At 42.7% G+C, this 16,569-nt stretch carries 19 protein-coding genes and 1 other annotated feature (1 of these 20 cut by a window edge); all 19 genes read right to left on the bottom strand.

Going from position 1 to position 16,569, the window contains the following annotated elements:
* Positions 1-140: a binding site (T-box leader), on the bottom strand; it reaches 102 nt to the left of the window's first position.
* A gap of 49 nt (positions 141-189) precedes the next feature.
* Positions 190-711, bottom strand: a complete 522-nt coding sequence (locus tag B5X77_RS12740; RefSeq protein ID WP_079508364.1) for a DivIVA domain-containing protein — start codon at positions 709-711, stop codon at positions 190-192.
* Between the two features lie 90 nt (positions 712-801).
* Positions 802-1,575 carry a YlmH family RNA-binding protein gene (locus tag B5X77_RS12735; RefSeq protein ID WP_079508363.1) on the bottom strand — a complete coding sequence of 258 codons (774 nt, stop codon included), beginning with the start codon at positions 1,573-1,575 and terminating at the stop codon, positions 802-804.
* A gap of 70 nt (positions 1,576-1,645) precedes the next feature.
* Positions 1,646-1,906 carry a YggT family protein gene (locus tag B5X77_RS12730; RefSeq protein WP_079508362.1) on the bottom strand — a complete coding sequence of 87 codons (261 nt, stop codon included), beginning with the start codon at positions 1,904-1,906 and terminating at the stop codon, positions 1,646-1,648.
* Positions 1,907-1,911: 5 nt separating this feature from the next.
* The gene (locus B5X77_RS12725) at positions 1,912-2,352 is read right to left on the bottom strand and encodes a cell division protein SepF (RefSeq protein ID WP_079508361.1); all 441 of its coding nucleotides are present in this window, start codon (positions 2,350-2,352) and stop codon (positions 1,912-1,914) included.
* 1 nt (position 2,353) lies between these two features.
* Entirely contained in the window at positions 2,354-3,040 is a 687-nt protein-coding gene (locus B5X77_RS12720) for a YggS family pyridoxal phosphate-dependent enzyme (RefSeq protein WP_079508360.1), read from the bottom strand.
* Positions 3,040-3,870: a peptidoglycan editing factor PgeF gene (gene pgeF, locus B5X77_RS12715; RefSeq protein WP_079508359.1), complete on the bottom strand. Its 831-nt coding sequence runs from the start codon at positions 3,868-3,870 to the stop codon at positions 3,040-3,042. The genes B5X77_RS12720 and pgeF overlap by 1 nt, the downstream gene beginning before the upstream one ends.
* Positions 3,871-3,938: 68 nt before the next feature.
* Positions 3,939-4,211, bottom strand: coding sequence for a YlmC/YmxH family sporulation protein (locus B5X77_RS12710; RefSeq protein WP_079508358.1), 273 nt, complete (start codon positions 4,209-4,211; stop codon positions 3,939-3,941).
* 124 nt (positions 4,212-4,335) lie between these two features.
* A complete protein-coding gene (gene sigG, locus B5X77_RS12705) occupies positions 4,336-5,115 on the bottom strand; it encodes an RNA polymerase sporulation sigma factor SigG (protein WP_079508357.1) in 780 nt (259 codons plus the stop codon).
* A gap of 168 nt (positions 5,116-5,283) precedes the next feature.
* Entirely contained in the window at positions 5,284-6,003 is a 720-nt protein-coding gene (sigE, locus tag B5X77_RS12700; RefSeq protein WP_041966016.1) for an RNA polymerase sporulation sigma factor SigE, read from the bottom strand.
* Positions 6,004-6,047: 44 nt separating this feature from the next.
* Positions 6,048-6,986 (bottom strand): sigma-E processing peptidase SpoIIGA, encoded by a 939-nt coding sequence (gene spoIIGA / locus B5X77_RS12695; RefSeq protein ID WP_079508356.1) that lies wholly within the window; start codon positions 6,984-6,986, stop codon positions 6,048-6,050.
* A 417-nt stretch (positions 6,987-7,403) separates the two neighbouring features.
* Positions 7,404-8,546: a cell division protein FtsZ gene (gene ftsZ, locus B5X77_RS12690; RefSeq protein WP_079508355.1), complete on the bottom strand. Its 1,143-nt coding sequence runs from the start codon at positions 8,544-8,546 to the stop codon at positions 7,404-7,406.
* A gap of 40 nt (positions 8,547-8,586) precedes the next feature.
* Positions 8,587-9,870, bottom strand: a complete 1,284-nt coding sequence (gene ftsA, locus B5X77_RS12685; RefSeq protein ID WP_079508354.1) for a cell division protein FtsA — start codon at positions 9,868-9,870, stop codon at positions 8,587-8,589.
* Between the two features lie 136 nt (positions 9,871-10,006).
* The gene (locus B5X77_RS12680; RefSeq protein WP_079508353.1) at positions 10,007-10,357 is read right to left on the bottom strand and encodes a small basic family protein; all 351 of its coding nucleotides are present in this window, start codon (positions 10,355-10,357) and stop codon (positions 10,007-10,009) included.
* Positions 10,357-11,091 (bottom strand): DUF881 domain-containing protein, encoded by a 735-nt coding sequence (locus B5X77_RS12675; protein ID WP_079508352.1) that lies wholly within the window; start codon positions 11,089-11,091, stop codon positions 10,357-10,359. Before B5X77_RS12675 ends, B5X77_RS12680 begins: the two co-directional genes overlap by 1 nt.
* Before the next feature lie 108 nt (positions 11,092-11,199).
* Positions 11,200-11,934: a DUF881 domain-containing protein gene (locus B5X77_RS12670; protein ID WP_079510226.1), complete on the bottom strand. Its 735-nt coding sequence runs from the start codon at positions 11,932-11,934 to the stop codon at positions 11,200-11,202.
* Positions 11,882-12,673: a cell division protein FtsQ/DivIB gene (locus tag B5X77_RS12665; RefSeq protein WP_079508351.1), complete on the bottom strand. Its 792-nt coding sequence runs from the start codon at positions 12,671-12,673 to the stop codon at positions 11,882-11,884. The genes B5X77_RS12670 and B5X77_RS12665 overlap by 53 nt, the downstream gene beginning before the upstream one ends.
* Positions 12,674-13,015: 342 nt before the next feature.
* Positions 13,016-13,924 carry a UDP-N-acetylmuramate dehydrogenase gene (murB, locus tag B5X77_RS12660; RefSeq protein ID WP_079508350.1) on the bottom strand — a complete coding sequence of 303 codons (909 nt, stop codon included), beginning with the start codon at positions 13,922-13,924 and terminating at the stop codon, positions 13,016-13,018.
* Positions 13,925-13,987: 63 nt separating this feature from the next.
* Entirely contained in the window at positions 13,988-15,082 is a 1,095-nt protein-coding gene (murG, locus tag B5X77_RS12655; protein WP_079508349.1) for an undecaprenyldiphospho-muramoylpentapeptide beta-N-acetylglucosaminyltransferase, read from the bottom strand.
* A 331-nt stretch (positions 15,083-15,413) separates the two neighbouring features.
* Positions 15,414-16,514 (bottom strand): stage V sporulation protein E, encoded by a 1,101-nt coding sequence (gene spoVE / locus B5X77_RS12650; protein WP_079508348.1) that lies wholly within the window; start codon positions 16,512-16,514, stop codon positions 15,414-15,416.
* Positions 16,515-16,569: the final 55 nt, after the last annotated feature.

Here is a 16,569-nt window from a genome sequence, read left to right as displayed (position 1 = left end):
TTACTGATCCTGTATGGATGTTCAGCTCGGAACTATCGGGTGATCTTCTGGCAATCCGCTTGCAATGGGCTTCCACCTTCCCCATTTCGCTGAAAAAGCAAGCAACTGGAACGCCGTACTGTCCCTGTCATCGTTTCTGTCATGTAATGCACTTTGTTATGAAATTATATGCGAAATAGCGCGTCTGCGTCAAGCCAGTGAATCTTCTTCTTCTCTTGCAGTCGCCTTTAATTCTGTTGAATCCAGTTCATATTCCAGCAGGTGATCCCAGTCATCTGTGTTCAGCATATCAAGCTGTGCTTCAATCAGCATCTTGAATCTTGTCCTGAATACTTTGGATTGTTTTTTCAACTCTTCAATCTCCAGGGCAATTTTTCTGGCCTTTGATAATGATTCGTTGATGATCCTGTCAGCATTCTTTTCTGCTTCCTTGATAATCAGCTTGGCTTCTTTTTGGGCATTGCGGCGGACTTCTTCTCCCGCTTCCTGTGCGATGACAATCGATTTATTCAATGTTTCCTCGATGTTTGTAAAGTGTCCAAGTCTTGAATTCATTTCATTGAGCTTTTCTTCAAGCTCTTTTTTCTCTCGGATTATTAGTTCATAGTCCTTGATGACTTGATCAAGGAACTCATTCACTTCATCTTCATCATACCCGCGAAATCCCTTATTAAATTCTTTGTTGTGTATATCTAACGGCGTTAAAGGCATTACGCCACCTCCCATTTCGTTATAATCCTTTATGTACTTAAAGCAATGATTCGACAAAAACACTAAAAATCCTTCTTCTTTACTATATAATTATTTTTTTCTTCCGGCAATAACTCGATATTTATCTTTCTTTGTTTTCCCATCAATTGTGATGATTTTCGCACGTCCATATCCACGCGCGGAGATGACATCGCCTTCACCGCAGTCGAAGGCAGTGTTCTCAATCGCAGTCCAGTTTACTTTCACATGCCCATGCTGGATCAAAAGCTGGGATTTTTGCCGTGAGAGATTAAAGAGTGTGGACATCACTGTATCAAGTCGTAAAGATGATATCGTAGTATTCATTTCATTCCATACCTCATCGATCGTCAAGGCGTTTGCAAGCGGCTGTTCCGTCAGCTTAATGGATGCCCTCCCTACTGATTCCAATTGAAGACGGATATAATCTGCAATTTCTTCAGCTGCAAAAAATTGGACCGTATCCCCGTCAATCAGAATGTCGCCAAACTTTCCGCGCTTCAGTCCCAGGGACATCAGGCTCCCGAGTACCTGCCGGTGTTCAATGTTCACGAACTTGCTGGCGTACTCGATGCCAAACAGTTTAATTTGGAAATCCTCTTGCTTTACCTCCAAATACTCAGGAAAAAGGAATGCCCGTTTTCGTTCAGTTCCTGGTGCACCCCCAAATAATTCCCACTTCACGTCAGGATGTTTTCCGATAACAACCGAAAGAATCTGCTGTTCACGGGGATCCAAAAAGTCCGTCAGCTTTGGAGCATAATTTTGCTCAACATATTCTTTCCAATTAATGACCTGGTCGATAAATTCCCGTTCCTCAGGACGAAAATGCTGGTAGATACTCATTTCGTTCTCCTTCTAAGTCTTGATAGAAAATAAGCAGGGCCTGAATCAGACCCTGCGAAGTTCCTTGATATTAGAACCATAGAGCCAATTGCCGTAATCCATCAACTGCAAAACGCAGCACCAGAAATGCGACAATTGGTGAAATGTCAATCATGCCGATTGAAGGCACGATCCGGCGGAACGGCTCCAGAAATGGCTCGCAAATTCTCGCCAGGAACTGGCCGATCGCTGTTTCCCTTGCATTAGGGAACCATGACATGAAAATATAAATAATCAGCGCCCATTGGTAAAGACTAACTAACTGAGCTATGATACCTATCACTAAATCCATTAAATCTACCACCTCGACTCTTGGTAATCCCGCTCCTGCATCAGTTCAGAAATATTCCCTGTTACTTCCACATTATCCGGGGTACATAAAAAGATATTCATGCCAATCCGCTGGATATCTCCGCTGATTGCATAAACAGTTCCGCTTAGGAAATCCACAATCCTTCTCGCCTGGTCTTGTTCAATACGCTGCAGGTTTACGACAACAGCCCGGCGATTCTTCAAATGGTCAGCGATTTCCTGTGCTTCAGCATACATCCTTGGTTCCATAAGGATAACCTTGGATGCTTTTTGAACGCTTTGAAGGCTTACCACATTCTGCTTTTGCTGGACAGGCTGTTTGCTAGGCTTAAAGGGTTCCGTTTCTTCCTCGAGCATTTCCTCATCATTATAGTCATATTCATCTTCCAGGAAAAAAAATGTCTTTATTTTTGATTTTAAGCTCATATTATTGCACCTCCGATTCATTGCCTACCAGGGCTGTACCGATTCTCACCATAGTGGAACCCTCTTCAACCGCTATTTTAAAATCATTTGACATTCCCATTGACAATTCATGGCATGGAGCATATTCCAGTCTAAGCTGTTGGATCTCTGCCTGAAGATTTTTCAGTGTTCTGAAGCAACTTCTGATTACCTGTTCATCTTCAGTAAATGGGGCCATCGTCATTAATCCGCTTACTTCTATATTCGGGCACTGCTTCAAATCTTGTACAAATCCAGTGACATCATCCGGATTCAGTCCATGCTTGCTCTCTTCCCCAGAGGCATTCACCTGAATCAGGCATTTAACCTTTGAGCTTGCTCGTTTGTTGATTTCCTTTGCAAGCGACAGCCTGTCCAGTGAATGGATATATGTAACGTGGTCTATGATACTTTTGACTTTTCTTGTTTGTAAAGTCCCAATAAAATGCCACACAGGCTTGTCCTGCAATTGGCTGATTTTATGGAGCAAACCCTCATCCCTATTTTCACCGAGATGGATTACACCCGCGTCAATCGCTTGCTTTGCCCTTTCTGGGGAGACATATTTCGTCACGGCAATGATTTTCACCTCGTCCTTGCTCCGGCCCGAAGCTTTACAGGCATTTGCTATTTGACCCTGGATAACCTCCAGATTTTCTGCGACATTCATTATGGACGGCTATCCTCCTTCCACCCGATATATGCCATCATGCGGCCTGCATTCCCCTTATCCCGTCTATGGGAATAGAAATGCTCACTATGGCAGCTGGTACAGTAATCGGTTACTTCTATATTCTCGTCTTTGACACCGGCCTTCACTAAAATAAGGCGGTTTAATTCTTTCAAATCGAGAGAATATTGTCCTTCACTAACTTGATTATATGGTAAGTTCTCGACACCATCTAGTATATTTTTCACTAAATTAATGACTCTCTCATCAACAATATAACATTTTTTGCATATTGATGGGCCAATAATGGCAGAAATTTTTTCGGTTTTTGCCCCATTTTGCTTAAATTTGCTGATCATCTCGTCTGCAATGCCATGAACAGTGCCTTTCCATCCGGCATGCGCGACACCAATCAATTTTATTTCCGGCTCAATAAAATAAATGGGTACACAGTCTGCGAAACAAAGAGTCAGCAGAATACCTGGTTCAGCTGTGAAAAAGCCATCGGTTCCCGAGTAAGAAGATGCATAATCACTCGAGCCCCTTCCTTGATCGGATTTGTCGACTTTTGCAATGCAGATGTCATGGGTTTGTTCCGCTCCTACCCAACTGGAAAGCGGAAAATCGATCTTTTCAGCCAGAAGGAGACGATTCTCGCAAACAGCCTTTTGTTCGTCTCCAACATGGAAACCGAAATTCAAACCGGAGAAAGCCTCCAGCTGGCTTACTCCGCCATTCTTTGTCGTAAAACCGGCTTCCAGGCCAGGATGACGATCCATCCACTTTTTTATCATAAAATATTCTTGACTGCCGATGATGAATGGCTCCATCCTTTTTACCTCACATGTTTTTTGTCTAGTTTATCATATACACCCGGCAATACAACAGAATTACGAAGCTAGTCTTCCCGATCAACCTGCTCCTGATATTCCCCGCTGTCCTTATACCGGACCAAAATAACATCTTCACCTATTTTCAAAATATTCCTCCAGGGGATTATGACCTCATCTTCCTTTCCGAAGAAGCCAAGAACCTTGCCCGAACTTCCGATTACAACTGCCTCGATTTTCCCGGTATTCAAATTAATTTCAAAATCCTCAATATTCCCAAGCCTTTTTCCATCGGAAACATTCACGACATCCTTCACTTGAAACTCGGTAACCTTTACCATGCAGATCCCTCCGGATTTCACTGTGGTGTTATCCACCCCTTATATAGCATTATATGAAACAGAAAAAGATGTATGAGTATATGTGATTTCCATACAATTGAAAAAGCTGCCCTTGGAAGGCAGCTTAGCTTTGAATATTCTTATTCATCTGTTTAATGGCTGCTTTTTCAAGCCTTGAAACCTGGGCCTGTGAAATCCCGATTTCGTCTGCAACCTCCATCTGAGTTTTACCCTGGAAAAATCTTTTCCTTAGAATCAGCTTCTCTCTTTCGTTCAGGCGCCTCATGCCCTCTTTCAATGCAATTTCCTCTATCCAGTTTGTATCCTTATTACGTTCGTCACTCAGCTGATCCATAACAAATATTGGATCTCCGCCATCATTATAGATTGGCTCGAACAAGGAGACTGGATCCTGAATGGCATCAAGGGCAAAGACTATTTCCTCATGCGGCACTTCGAGCACCTTGGCAATTTCTTCAGCAGTCGGCTCTCTTGAAGCCTCACTCATCAGCCTTTCGCGTACCTGCAATGCTTTGTAAGCTATATCCCTAAGTGAACGGGAGACTCTGATTGGGTTATTATCTCTTAAATACCGTCTGATTTCTCCAATGATCATCGGGACGGCATAGGTAGAAAACTTTACATTCTGCCCCAGATCAAAATTATCAATGGATTTCATAAGGCCTATACACCCGACCTGAAACAGATCGTCGACAAACTCGCCCCGGTTGTTAAAACGCTGGATTACACTTAAAACAAGCCTTAGGTTCCCATTCACAAGTTTTTCTCTTGCTGTGATGTCACCGCTTTGCATCTCTCTAAAAAGTTTTCTCATTTCCTCGTTTTTCAGAACGGGAAGCTTAGATGTATCAACACCGCAAATTTCAACTTTGTTTCGTGTCAATCTTTTCCCTCCTCACAGGAGCTGCTGTCAAAATTCAGTATCTCCGCAGGGAGGAAAAATATGCACTATTTACCTTTAGGTTAGTCTGACAAAAGGAAGATTCAGCCAGCAAACCCGCTAAGTAATCGATATTTTTAAAGTAAAAATTTTTTTAAAAAAATTTTACTGTTATACCATTTTATTGAATTCTTTTCTTAAGCGCTTAATAATTCTCTTTTCCAAACGAGAAATATATGATTGTGAAATACCCAGCATATCGGCAACATCCTTTTGCGTCTTTTCCTCACCGCTTCCAAGGCCGAAACGCAATTCCATAATCTGCTTTTCACGGTCAGAAAGCTGCTGAAGCGCTTTTACCAGCAATTTTTTATCAACATTCGATTCGAGATCCTTCGTGATAATGTCGTCATCTGTACCTAGAACATCAGACAAGAGCAGCTCATTTCCATCCCAGTCGATATTCAGAGGCTCGTCAAAGGATACTTCAGAGCGAAGTTTATTGTTCCTCCGCAAATACATCAGGATTTCGTTTTCGATACACCTGGATGCATAGGTAGCCAGCTTGATTTTTTTCTCTGGATTGAATGTATTGACCGCCTTGATCAGTCCGATTGTTCCAATGCTGATTAAATCTTCAATATTGATTCCTGTATTCTCGAATTTACGGGCAATGTAAACAACTAATCTAAGGTTTCTCTCTATAAGAATCGACCTGGCAGCTTTGTCCCCGTTTGGAAGTTTATTTAACAGTACCTCTTCCTCTTCTTTCGTTAAAGGAGGGGGCAAAGCTTCGCTACCGCCGATATAATATATTTCATCTGTTTTCAGGCCTAGTTTCATTAATAATTTATACCAGTAATAGGATATCCGAAGCCGCAAATTTTTCATTGATTGTCCTCCTTCTAAATTATGTATTTCTGAGTATAGTAATATTAGCTTACCATCACCTTGGACTCTGACTTTGCCATTCCCGCCAGCATCTTAGGGTGGATAATGCATTGGAAGCTTCCATCTCCCGATAATTCCTGTGCTGTAAAAGAAATCAAGCTTTTTTCGGCCATATAAATATCCTCATCAGTGGTGATTTTGATTTCGTCCGGATTGAAGGCAATGATTAATTTATGCTCTTGTCCGACTACCTTGCATGGTATGATTCTCATTCGATTTTCGAGGTGCTGTGAAAATTGTCCATCACCTGTTAGGACACAATCAGGATCTTCGGCTATCTTTCTAATTTCATTTGGTATGCTATCCAAACAGTGTGCAATCGACAAAATCATTACCGGCATTTTGGTGATGGGGTCGTATAACTGATTTCCGCTGTCAATCAACCCTTTAATGTTAAAATTCATCTCCATGAAATGGACTTCGACTTCTGCCAGTGAATCATATTGAATCTTTGTCATTTCAAATTGCTCAATGTTCCGCCTGGAGAAATGCCAGGCCAGCGGAAAACCCAATAATACAAACAGCCAGCTTACTGGGTCGCCGAATCCTTTGATTTGGTTCATGGCGACATTTGTGGCTAGATCCATATCAAACTGGATGAAATAATGGACCCCCGTCAACGTACCACCCAGGAGGAAAGTCGCAACATAAAAAGTCATAAGTGCTTTAATGAAAAAACGCATTCTCTTGTAACCAAAGGCTGTAAGTACCATCATAATTGAAAAGACCAATTTTCCCGCTGGGTGCCCGGCTGCTGCATGAATTGGCGTAATCGATAATATAATGACCAGTGAACCTATAGCTCCTCCTGCAGCCAAACGCCAGAGCTTGACCTGCCTTTTCAGGATGATGGCAGTCAAATATAGAAGGAACGTATCGAACAACAGGTTCAACGCCCAAATAACATCCAGATAGACCTTCACCTCTCATCCCCCTGTACAGAATTGCAGGTGCCTTGATTTCCTCTTAAATGAATTCTTACAAACCATAACCTATTTATCTAAGGAGCAAATAGATTTTTGGCTGGAAGGATAACGAGTGGCACCGGGCAAGGTGGCAGCAAATCACCTAGGTTTGCCCCTTGCTCTATCATTCCGTTACGAAAAAGTATATCGTCAATGTGATATGAAGTGTGTCACTTTCTGGCAACAAAACTACAGAGATTTTCACTTATCCTTTCGGATTTTGTCAATTTTCAGATATTTTATTTAGCGAGGAAAAAAATGCGTGGATTTACTAGTCCTGAATTCCTTCAACGATATTTTCATTTAATCAATCTGGCAGATTCCAAACAATAGAAAAAGGCATAGCCTTATCGGCTATGCCTTAATGTTATAAAATTAGCGTCGTCTATTGCGGTTGCGCAGGAATGTTGGAATATCAAGAGCATCATCATTCTGGGAAGATTGATTGCTTCTTGGAGCTTCCTGCTGGATTTCTTCACGTTTTGGCTGTTCGCGCTTGATTGCGCCCATTACCGGCTTTTGCTGGCCTCCAAAACCAGGTCTTGTCGGTTTTGGCTGGACAACTTCCTCATTGAAGCCTGTAGCGATGACAGTAACAATGATTTCATCTTTTAAGTTTTCATTGATAACGGAACCAAAGATCATGTTGACATCCTGATCTGAAGCAGAAGCTACAATATCTGCCGCCTCCTGCACTTCATACAGGCTAAGATTTGTGCCGCCTGTAATGTTCATCAGGACACCTTGTGCTCCATCAAGTGATGTTTCAAGCAATGGTGAAGAAATAGCCTTCTTAGCAGCTTCTGTTGCTCGGTTTTCACCTGAAGCAACACCAATGCCCATCAATGCCGAACCTTTATTGGACATGATTGTCTTCACATCAGCAAAGTCAAGGTTGATTAAACCAGGTGTTGCGATTAAATCAGAGATACCCTGTACACCCTGGCGAAGAACATTGTCTGCTTCACGGAATGCTTCGAGCATTGGAGTGCTTTTGTCAACAATCTCAAGCAAACGGTCATTCGGGATGACAATTAGCGTATCCACCGCTTCTTTCATCGAAGAAATTCCTCCGCCTGCCTGTCCGGCACGCTTGCGCCCTTCGAAAGTAAATGGACGGGTAACTACACCAACTGTTAAAGCTCCAAGGTCTTTCGCAATTTGAGCGATGACAGGAGCGGCACCTGTACCAGTACCTCCGCCCATACCAGCAGTTACGAACACCATGTCTGCACCTTTCAGTACTTCTTCAATCTGCTCTTTGCTTTCTTCGGCAGCCTTCTTCCCTACTTCAGGATTAGCGCCGGCACCAAGTCCGCGTGTTAATTTTGCACCGATTTGCATTCTAATCTCGGCTTTGGAAAGGTTCAACGCCTGTGCGTCTGTATTAACCGCAATGAACTCCACACCCTGTACACCGTGTTCGATCATTCGGTTAACCGCATTATTTCCGCCGCCGCCAACACCGATAACTTTTATAGTAGCAAGTGAATCTAAATTCGTATCAAATTCCAACATGACAAATCCTCCTAATTCGTCGATTTCCTGTTAGCTCTGATTATTCAAAAAAGTAGCCAAGAAATTTTTTCATTCTTGAGGAGACTTTTTCTTCAGGCTGTTTCTCAGGCTTCGATTTTGGATGCGGCTGTTTTTGAACTCTCTTTTCTTTCGGTTCTACTTCAGTAAACGCTGCTTCCATTTTCTTCCCTTTTAATTTCGCGTTTTTATAAGCAAATTGGATTAAGCCTACTGCAGTTGTATATTGGGGTTCCCTGACGCCAATATAGTCTGGAATGGCAATCCTCACCCTGCTTTGGAAGATGTCCTGGGCAAGCTCAAGCACTCCTTGCATATTGGCTGTTCCCCCAGTCAGGACAAATCCGCCAGGCAGGTCCCTGATGTTCATCTGTTTCAACTCATCCTGGACAAGGGAGAATATTTCTTCCATTCTTGCTTCAATGATATCCGCTACTTCCAGCTGGTTGAACTGCTGCTGCTGGTCACTTCCGATGATTGAAACTTCAAATATCTCTTCTTCGGAAGCATGGTCATAAAAGGCATGTCCATGCTTTAATTTTAATTTATCCGCTTCTTCAGTTGTAGTGCGCAAACCGATTGATAGGTCCTTGGTAATATGGTCGCCTCCAACAGGAATGACAGAAGTCCCTCTTAAGTGCCCATTTTCGAACACCGCTACTGTTGTTGAACCGCCGCCAATATCAATCATGGCGACACCCATATTCTTTTCGTCCTTTGAAAGTGCGAAGGCACCTGCAGCAAGTGGCTGAAGGCCTATATCAACAATTTCAAGTCCAGCACGCTCAACACAACGGAGAGTATTATGTAAGATTGTCTTTGATCCTGTAATGATCGTTCCTTCCATTTCAAGCCTGACACCAATCATGCCTCTTGGATCATTGATCTCATCAAGACCATCAACGATAAATTGCTTTGGAATCACGTCTATTATCTCTCGCTCAGGCGGGATCGATACCACCTGTGCAGCATCAATGACTCTCGCTACATCCTCATTTGTAATTTCGCGATTGTCGCTGGACACCGCAACCACACCATGGCATGGCAACAGTGAAACATGATTGCCGGTGACACCTACAATCACCTGGTTAATCTTCAAACCTATCATTCTTTCAGCCTGTTCGATTGCCCTCTTAATAGAATGAACGGTTTCATCTATATCAACAATGGAGCCCTTTCTTAACCCTTCGGACTTCACATTGCCAACACCAATTATATTCAAAGTGTCATTGACCATTTCCCCAATGATAACCTTAACACTGGATGTACCGATGTCAAGACTGACATATATATCATTGCTGTTCATTCTCTGGCACCTCCTTCAACAATTCCTATTGTTTGAACAACAATTTCCTTCTGCTATCTAATTGCGTTTCAATTTTAATTACATTACTTTATTCGTCACAATTAAATATTTCCCTTTTAAAATATCATTTTTTTTTCTACTTTTCACTGCCCGTTGACCATTTTGTCAACAAAATTCTTCTGATGACTGCTATATTCTGGAACAGCCTCACCCCGAAGGCAAAAACTGCTGCTAAATACAAGTCTACACCAAGATGAACACCTAGAAAAGCTAAACTTGCTGCCAATACTATATTAAAAAAGAAACCTGATACAAAAACTTTCTCATCATATATATTTTGAAGCTGGGCGCGGATCCCGCCAAACAATGTATCGAGGGCTGCAAGGATCGCTATTGATAGATAGTTCGAGTATTCTTCAGGAATTCGGATATCGGTGAGCAGTCCGATGATGACACCGATGATCAATCCCATTATTGGAAGCCACATTATCCGTTGCCTCCCCCTTTTTCTGTTTTAGCGGATTCCATATATCTGATCCTGATTGTATCCTGATAAGCCGGTACAACCAGATCGCCAACCGGCCTGTTAACCTTCACTTCCAGGTTATCAATAAAAAAATCCTCAGCAACCGCAGATACCTTCATACGATTATATAATTTTTCAGCTGTATCCCCATTATCGGTAATGATCTTCACTTCTAGGGGAAACCGGTTTAGGGAATGGTTGTTGATTTTCGTGACCCTGTTGATATCCCTGATGACAGTTGTATTGATGACCCTCTCGCCATCAACAGATACGTGCTTCGCACCATACATGTTCAATTCATTTAACAGCCTTTTTAGCAGATCTGGAGAAACCGAGGGAGGGTTGTCCCCTTCGGCAATCAGGTTGAAAGCAGGTTCAATCGACAGAGAGAGACCGGGTCCCGTCACTTCTGTCAATCCAGCTTCATTCTTTAGCTCAGCAAGTGTTTCACGAAGGACTTCTTCCTTGCTTTGCTGCCGTTCAGTTTCATACTTGGCGATTTTTTCTTCGTTCGACCTGATTTCGAAGAGCAGCTTGGACTGCAATTCCTTTTCTTTCATCAGGTCCTCCCGAAGCTGCCAGGTGTCACGTGTATCCCTGACTTCTGGTTCCCTGACTGTTTGGAACTGGATGGCCACCATCAATCCGATGATTGCAGCAATCAAGCTGAAGCTGAGATTTTTAGGTCGGCCCATAGTTTTCACCTTGCTTTCTTTAGGCCATTAACTTTGTTTTTTTATTAAGAGGCCCTTTACACCATCTTCATTCCAATTTCGGCAATGGAAAAGGAAATACGCTTGGCGTCATTTCCCGAGAATGGGTTCCATTGCAATATCTGTCTTTTCTTCCAAAGAAAAAACAATCTGGTCATTTACAAGCTGATCTTTTACCCCACCGGTAATGTTTAAAGCGGAGGAAAGAACATCGGGGTCACCTATTGCAGTGATTTCAAATGGGGCAGGATGCTGGTAGCCATCAACAGTGATAACGGGGCCAGTACACAAAATATATGAATTATGCGCAATTCTCTGCCCGTTCACAGCAATTGCTGCTGCTCCTGAAATGTAGAGTTCATTAATCACCTTGAATACATGATGCTCATGGACAAGGTAATTATTGATATTCTCTTCATCAGGGTTGTACTCTCCATCAGCAAGAGTTACTTTTACACCTTCTCCGCTGACCTTTACCTTCCCGAGGAACATACGGTATTTTTCTGCGTCTTCAGCCATGTTAAAAAACACTTGGGCTTCCTTGGACAGGCTGGTTTCAATTTCCCTCACCTTTTCCTGCTTGGAATTCAACTCTTTTTGAAGCTCCCGGTTTTTTTCTTCCTGTTCAATCAAATCATTTCTCAAGCTGATGTGCTTCTCCCACTGCCTGTCAGTCAGCCCTTTGCCGTTGTCAGTGTCATTCTGGGTGACACGGAATGAAAAAGCGACCATGAAGCCAAGCACCAGGAATACGACTGAAAGAACTACACGGTTACTGTTCATTTTCTTTTTCAATTTCAACTTCTTCAGCTTCCTCTGCTTCATATGCTTTAAAATAAGAGCCAACTTCGAGATCGATTACTCCCTTTTTACCCGGGTCAAGCTGGCTGACAATGGACGGATAATGTTCCATTTTTTCCGAAAAAGTCCTGAGCGTCGCATTTACTTCGAAACCATCATTCATGTACAGCTTAATAAGATATTTATCTGTTTTCACCGGTTTTGAGTGGATTTCAGAAATGGAGTTTATAACCACTTCCGGCAATTTCTCAAGAGAAGCAATCATTTCATCCAATACTTTTCCTTCTTTGAACCCTATTAAAATAGGGGCATTGACAGGAATTTCATCAATTTGCTTTTCACCAAGTATATTTCCATTTTCAAGGACCGGGTAGAAATTTTTGCCTTTTGATATGTAAGCAAGACGGTCATACTCCTCAATATCGATTGCCACTGTATTTGGCAAAACAACATCGACTTTTGCCTTCTTGATTTCCTGGATTCGCTCCAGCTTCTTTTCAATCTCTTCCCTGCTGACCTTCCACACATTAGACTCCAGCGACAGCCCGCTTTTTCCAATGATTTGTTCATAGGTATATGATTGGTTACCGGAAACCGTAATTTCCTTCACCCTGCTCAGTGGCGATTGGAAATAAATAATACCAGCAATCATTATAAAAAACAAAGCTAGCAGCATAATCAGCCGGCGGTTGGCCTTCTTGCGTCTTTGATGTTTCAGTTTCGGAATCCGGTCTTCAATTGAGACGATTTTCCCCTTTTCCATTTTCAATCCCCTCTTTATCGGCTGAACCCATTCCTTTAACGATCCATCTATTATCAGAGCCTTACAGGTTAAAGCCATCATTATAGTACTTCATTAGAAAGGAAGCTTGTCCAGTCATCAAATTAATCACTGTAGGACAAGGCTTTTTTGTATAAGTCTTTGGGCTCTTTTCGAGAAGAATTCCGAGTCGGAAATACATTAACATGTCATTAAAACTTTAATGATAATGAAAAGAGCCTTGGACAAAGATAACTAACGGCACGAGGAAGATTCATGGCGTTTTCGCATCTAATCTAATGAAATATTATATCACAGTATTTGACAGCCTGAATGATTTTCCTGCTATTTCCGGCCGATAATTTCAACCTCAGTCTCCATTTTAACCCCATGCAATTCAAGGACTGTATCCTTTACATGCTGAATAAGACCAAGAACATCCTCCGCTTTGGCATTTCCTTTATTGACAATGAAATTCGCATGAAGTTCGGATATCTGTGCGCCGCCGATTTGATGGCCCTTCAAACCGGATTTCTCAATTAAATTACCAGCATAATTCGGAAGGGGATTCCTGAAAACACTGCCGCAGCTTGGATAATTGTATGGCTGGGTCTCTTTGCGATAATCCTTGTTTTTCTGGAGCTCTGATACGATTTTTTCCCTATTTCCTTCCTTCAGCTGGAATACTGCAGCCACTACGATGCCAGGACGCTCCTTTTGAAGGACTGATGTCCGGTAGGAAAACTTCATTTCTTCATTTGAGAGCCACTCCAGTGATCCATCCTCAAACAAAACATACGCTTTCTCGAGAATTTGTGAGATATCTGACCCGTGGGCCCCAGCATTCATATATACTGCGCCGCCGATCGAACCCGGGATTCCTCCTGCGAATTCAAGTCCGGACAGGCCTTTACGACTGATTGTAATTGCAAAGTTTACAAGTGAGAGACCGCCGCCTGCGGTAACTCTTGTGCCATCAATCTCCAACTCATCGAGGCCAGAGCCAAGTTTTATGACTGCTCCTTCGATTCCTTTGTCCGATACAAGAAGATTGGATCCTCTCCCGATTACCGTTAGCCCGACTCCGGACTCCTTGATGGCTTCCACAGCCTTTTTCAAATTTTCTATTGATGAAGGCTCAATAAGTATGTCTGCGGGACCGCCAATTTTCATCGATGTATGGTTTGCCAGCGGATCGTTTTCCTTTACCGAACCGATATTCAATTCTCTAAGTTTGTTAGCCAGATCCATCATAAATTACCTTCCTTTCACGAGACAGCTTTATTCAACCAGTTTATGCAGCTGCATCCCTATAGGCTACTTCGATGCCAATTCCTCCATCAGTCGATAGAGTCTTTGAGCTGCATCTGGTATCCCAAGTTTCCTTGCTGCTTTTTTCATATTAGCCAGCTTCTCCTCCTGCCCGAGAATCTGGTCAATACTCTCTACCAGCCTCGGCCCTGTCAGATCTTTTTCCAGGAGAAGGCGGGCTGCTCCATTTTCACTCAAGGCACGGGCATTCTTTTCCTGGTGATTATCCGTAACATATGGGCTTGGAATCAATATACTTGGTATTCCCAGGGATGTCAGTTCTGCAAGGGTAGTCGCTCCTGCCCTTGCTACAGTCAGATCGACACCAGCCAGCACCTCAGGCATATTGTGAATGAATGGCTTGATGATTACATTTTCCGGATTTCCGACAAGCTCGACTTCTTTCTGTACTTCCTCGAAATGCACGTCACCCGTCACGTATAAAACTTGGTATGGTTTACTGCTCAATTCTGTCAAACTTTTGATGACTGCTTCATTGATCGGCCTTGCACCCCTGCTGCCTCCAAATATAAGAACTGTAGGAACCTTGAGCTTAAGGCCTGCAGATAATCTACCTTTAATCCCGTCCTGTCCCAATACTTCCGACGCTCTGGGATTACCGGTCAATTCAACCTTATTATCCGGGAAGAATTCCCTTGCTTCCTCAAAGCAGATTGCCACCTTATCTACATAACGACTCAGGAATTTATTTGTTAATCCAGGTATACTGTTTTGTTCATGAACAATCGTAGGTATACCCATTTTGGCAGCTGCATAGACAACCGGACCACAAACATATCCGCCCGTCCCGATGACCACATCAGGTTTGAATTCCTTCAGCATCTTTTTACTATCTCTGACTCCTTTGAGGAATCGCAGTACCGTTTTTACATTTTCAAAAGAAATTTTTCTTTTAAAGCCCGTGATATGTATTGATTTAAAAGGAATATTCTCCCTCGGTACAAGCTTGCTCTCAAGCCCTTTTTCCGTTCCTATGTAGAGAAACTCAACATCTTGTTCTTTCTTTTGGATTTCCCTTATCAGTGCAAGCGCAGGATATATATGTCCACCTGTACCGCCGCCGCTAACTGCAATCTTCATTTTCCACACCTCAGCAACTTATCTCTATTTTACCCCTATCCATCTTGCATGGAATCTCCAGGAACTGTCCAGGAGCAATATAAATAATTATCAAAAGTGCCCTATAAAAAGGCACTCCCCGGTTTTACCCTATTCTACTATATTCTAAACTCCAGAACAGTTTTTAAAGATATTGTTATTTAAATGTAATATAGCATGAACATAGCCATATTCCTAACATATTTATAGATTATGTCCCACATTTCTAATCCTTTCAGTATTAATTCCCAAAAAGAAAATACTCACAAACAAAAGACCCTGATTGCCAGGGTCTTTTGTTTGTGCATTGGCCTTAATACCTTGAGTGGCGGCTGATATTCAACAGGACCCCTATAGCCATCAGCATTAAAGTCAGGGAAGATCCACCGTAGCTAAGGAAAGGGAGTGTAATTCCAGTGACAGGCATAAGACCTGTGACTACACCGATATTGATCATTACCTGAATGGCAATCATCGCAATAATGCCGGTTGCAAGGAATGTACCAAACAAATCAGGTGCCCCGAGGGCAATCCTTATCCCCCTCCAAAGCAGTAAAGAGAATAAAAGGAGAATCAAAGAGCCTCCAATGAATCCAAGTTCTTCTGCAAGAATCGCGAAGATAAAATCTGTCTGCGGTTCTGGCAGATAAAAGAACTTTTGCCGGCTCTGTCCCAGCCCCAGTCCAAACAATCCTCCTGGACCAATAGCATAGAGTGATTGAATCATTTGAAACCCGCTTCCAAGGGGATCCTGCCATGGATCAAGAAACGATGTGATCCGTTTGATCCTGTATGGTGCAGAAGCAATCAGGCCGACAAACCCCGCAACACCGAGGAGGCCGAGACCAACGAAATGACTGATCCTTGCTCCGGCGATAAAGATGATCACTACAGAAGTTCCGACCATAACTGTTCCTGTGCCCAGATCAGGCTGCAGCATTATCAGGCCAAATGCCAAAAAGACAAGTCCCAGCGATGGGAGAAGACCCTTTTTAAAAGAGGTGATTGCCTTCTGGTTCTCTGATAAAAACTTTGCTAGAAAAGCTATCATCGCAATTTTCATGAATTCTGAAGGCTGGACAGAAAAGGCGCCTACTCCGATCCAGCTTCGCGACCCATTCCGTACATTTCCTATTCCAGGAATCAATACAAGAATTAAAAGGACAAAACAGATAATTAATATGACTTTCGACCAAGTCCGCCATGTCCAGTAATCAATATTCATAATAAAAAACATCGCAATGATTCCAACTCCGGCAAACAGCATCTGCCGTTTCGCAAAAAAGAAAGAGTCATTAAACTTATAGTCTGCCCAGACAGCACTGGCACTGTAGACCATGATCAGGCCCACAGTCAAAAGCGCAAAGGTAACAATCATGAGAAAAATGTCTGGAGTCGTTTTTTTTGTTGGCAATGCAATACACCTCGGCTGTATGATTTAGGGCTCATATGCCGCTTCCCATCAGCCT

It is taken from the genome of Mesobacillus jeotgali (assembly GCF_900166585.1).
GTDB classification, from domain to species: Bacteria; Bacillota; Bacilli; order Bacillales; family Cytobacillaceae; genus Mesobacillus; species Mesobacillus jeotgali_A.
The sequence above is the reverse complement of the archived record's forward strand: the minus strand, read 5'-3'. Positions and strand labels throughout refer to the sequence as shown.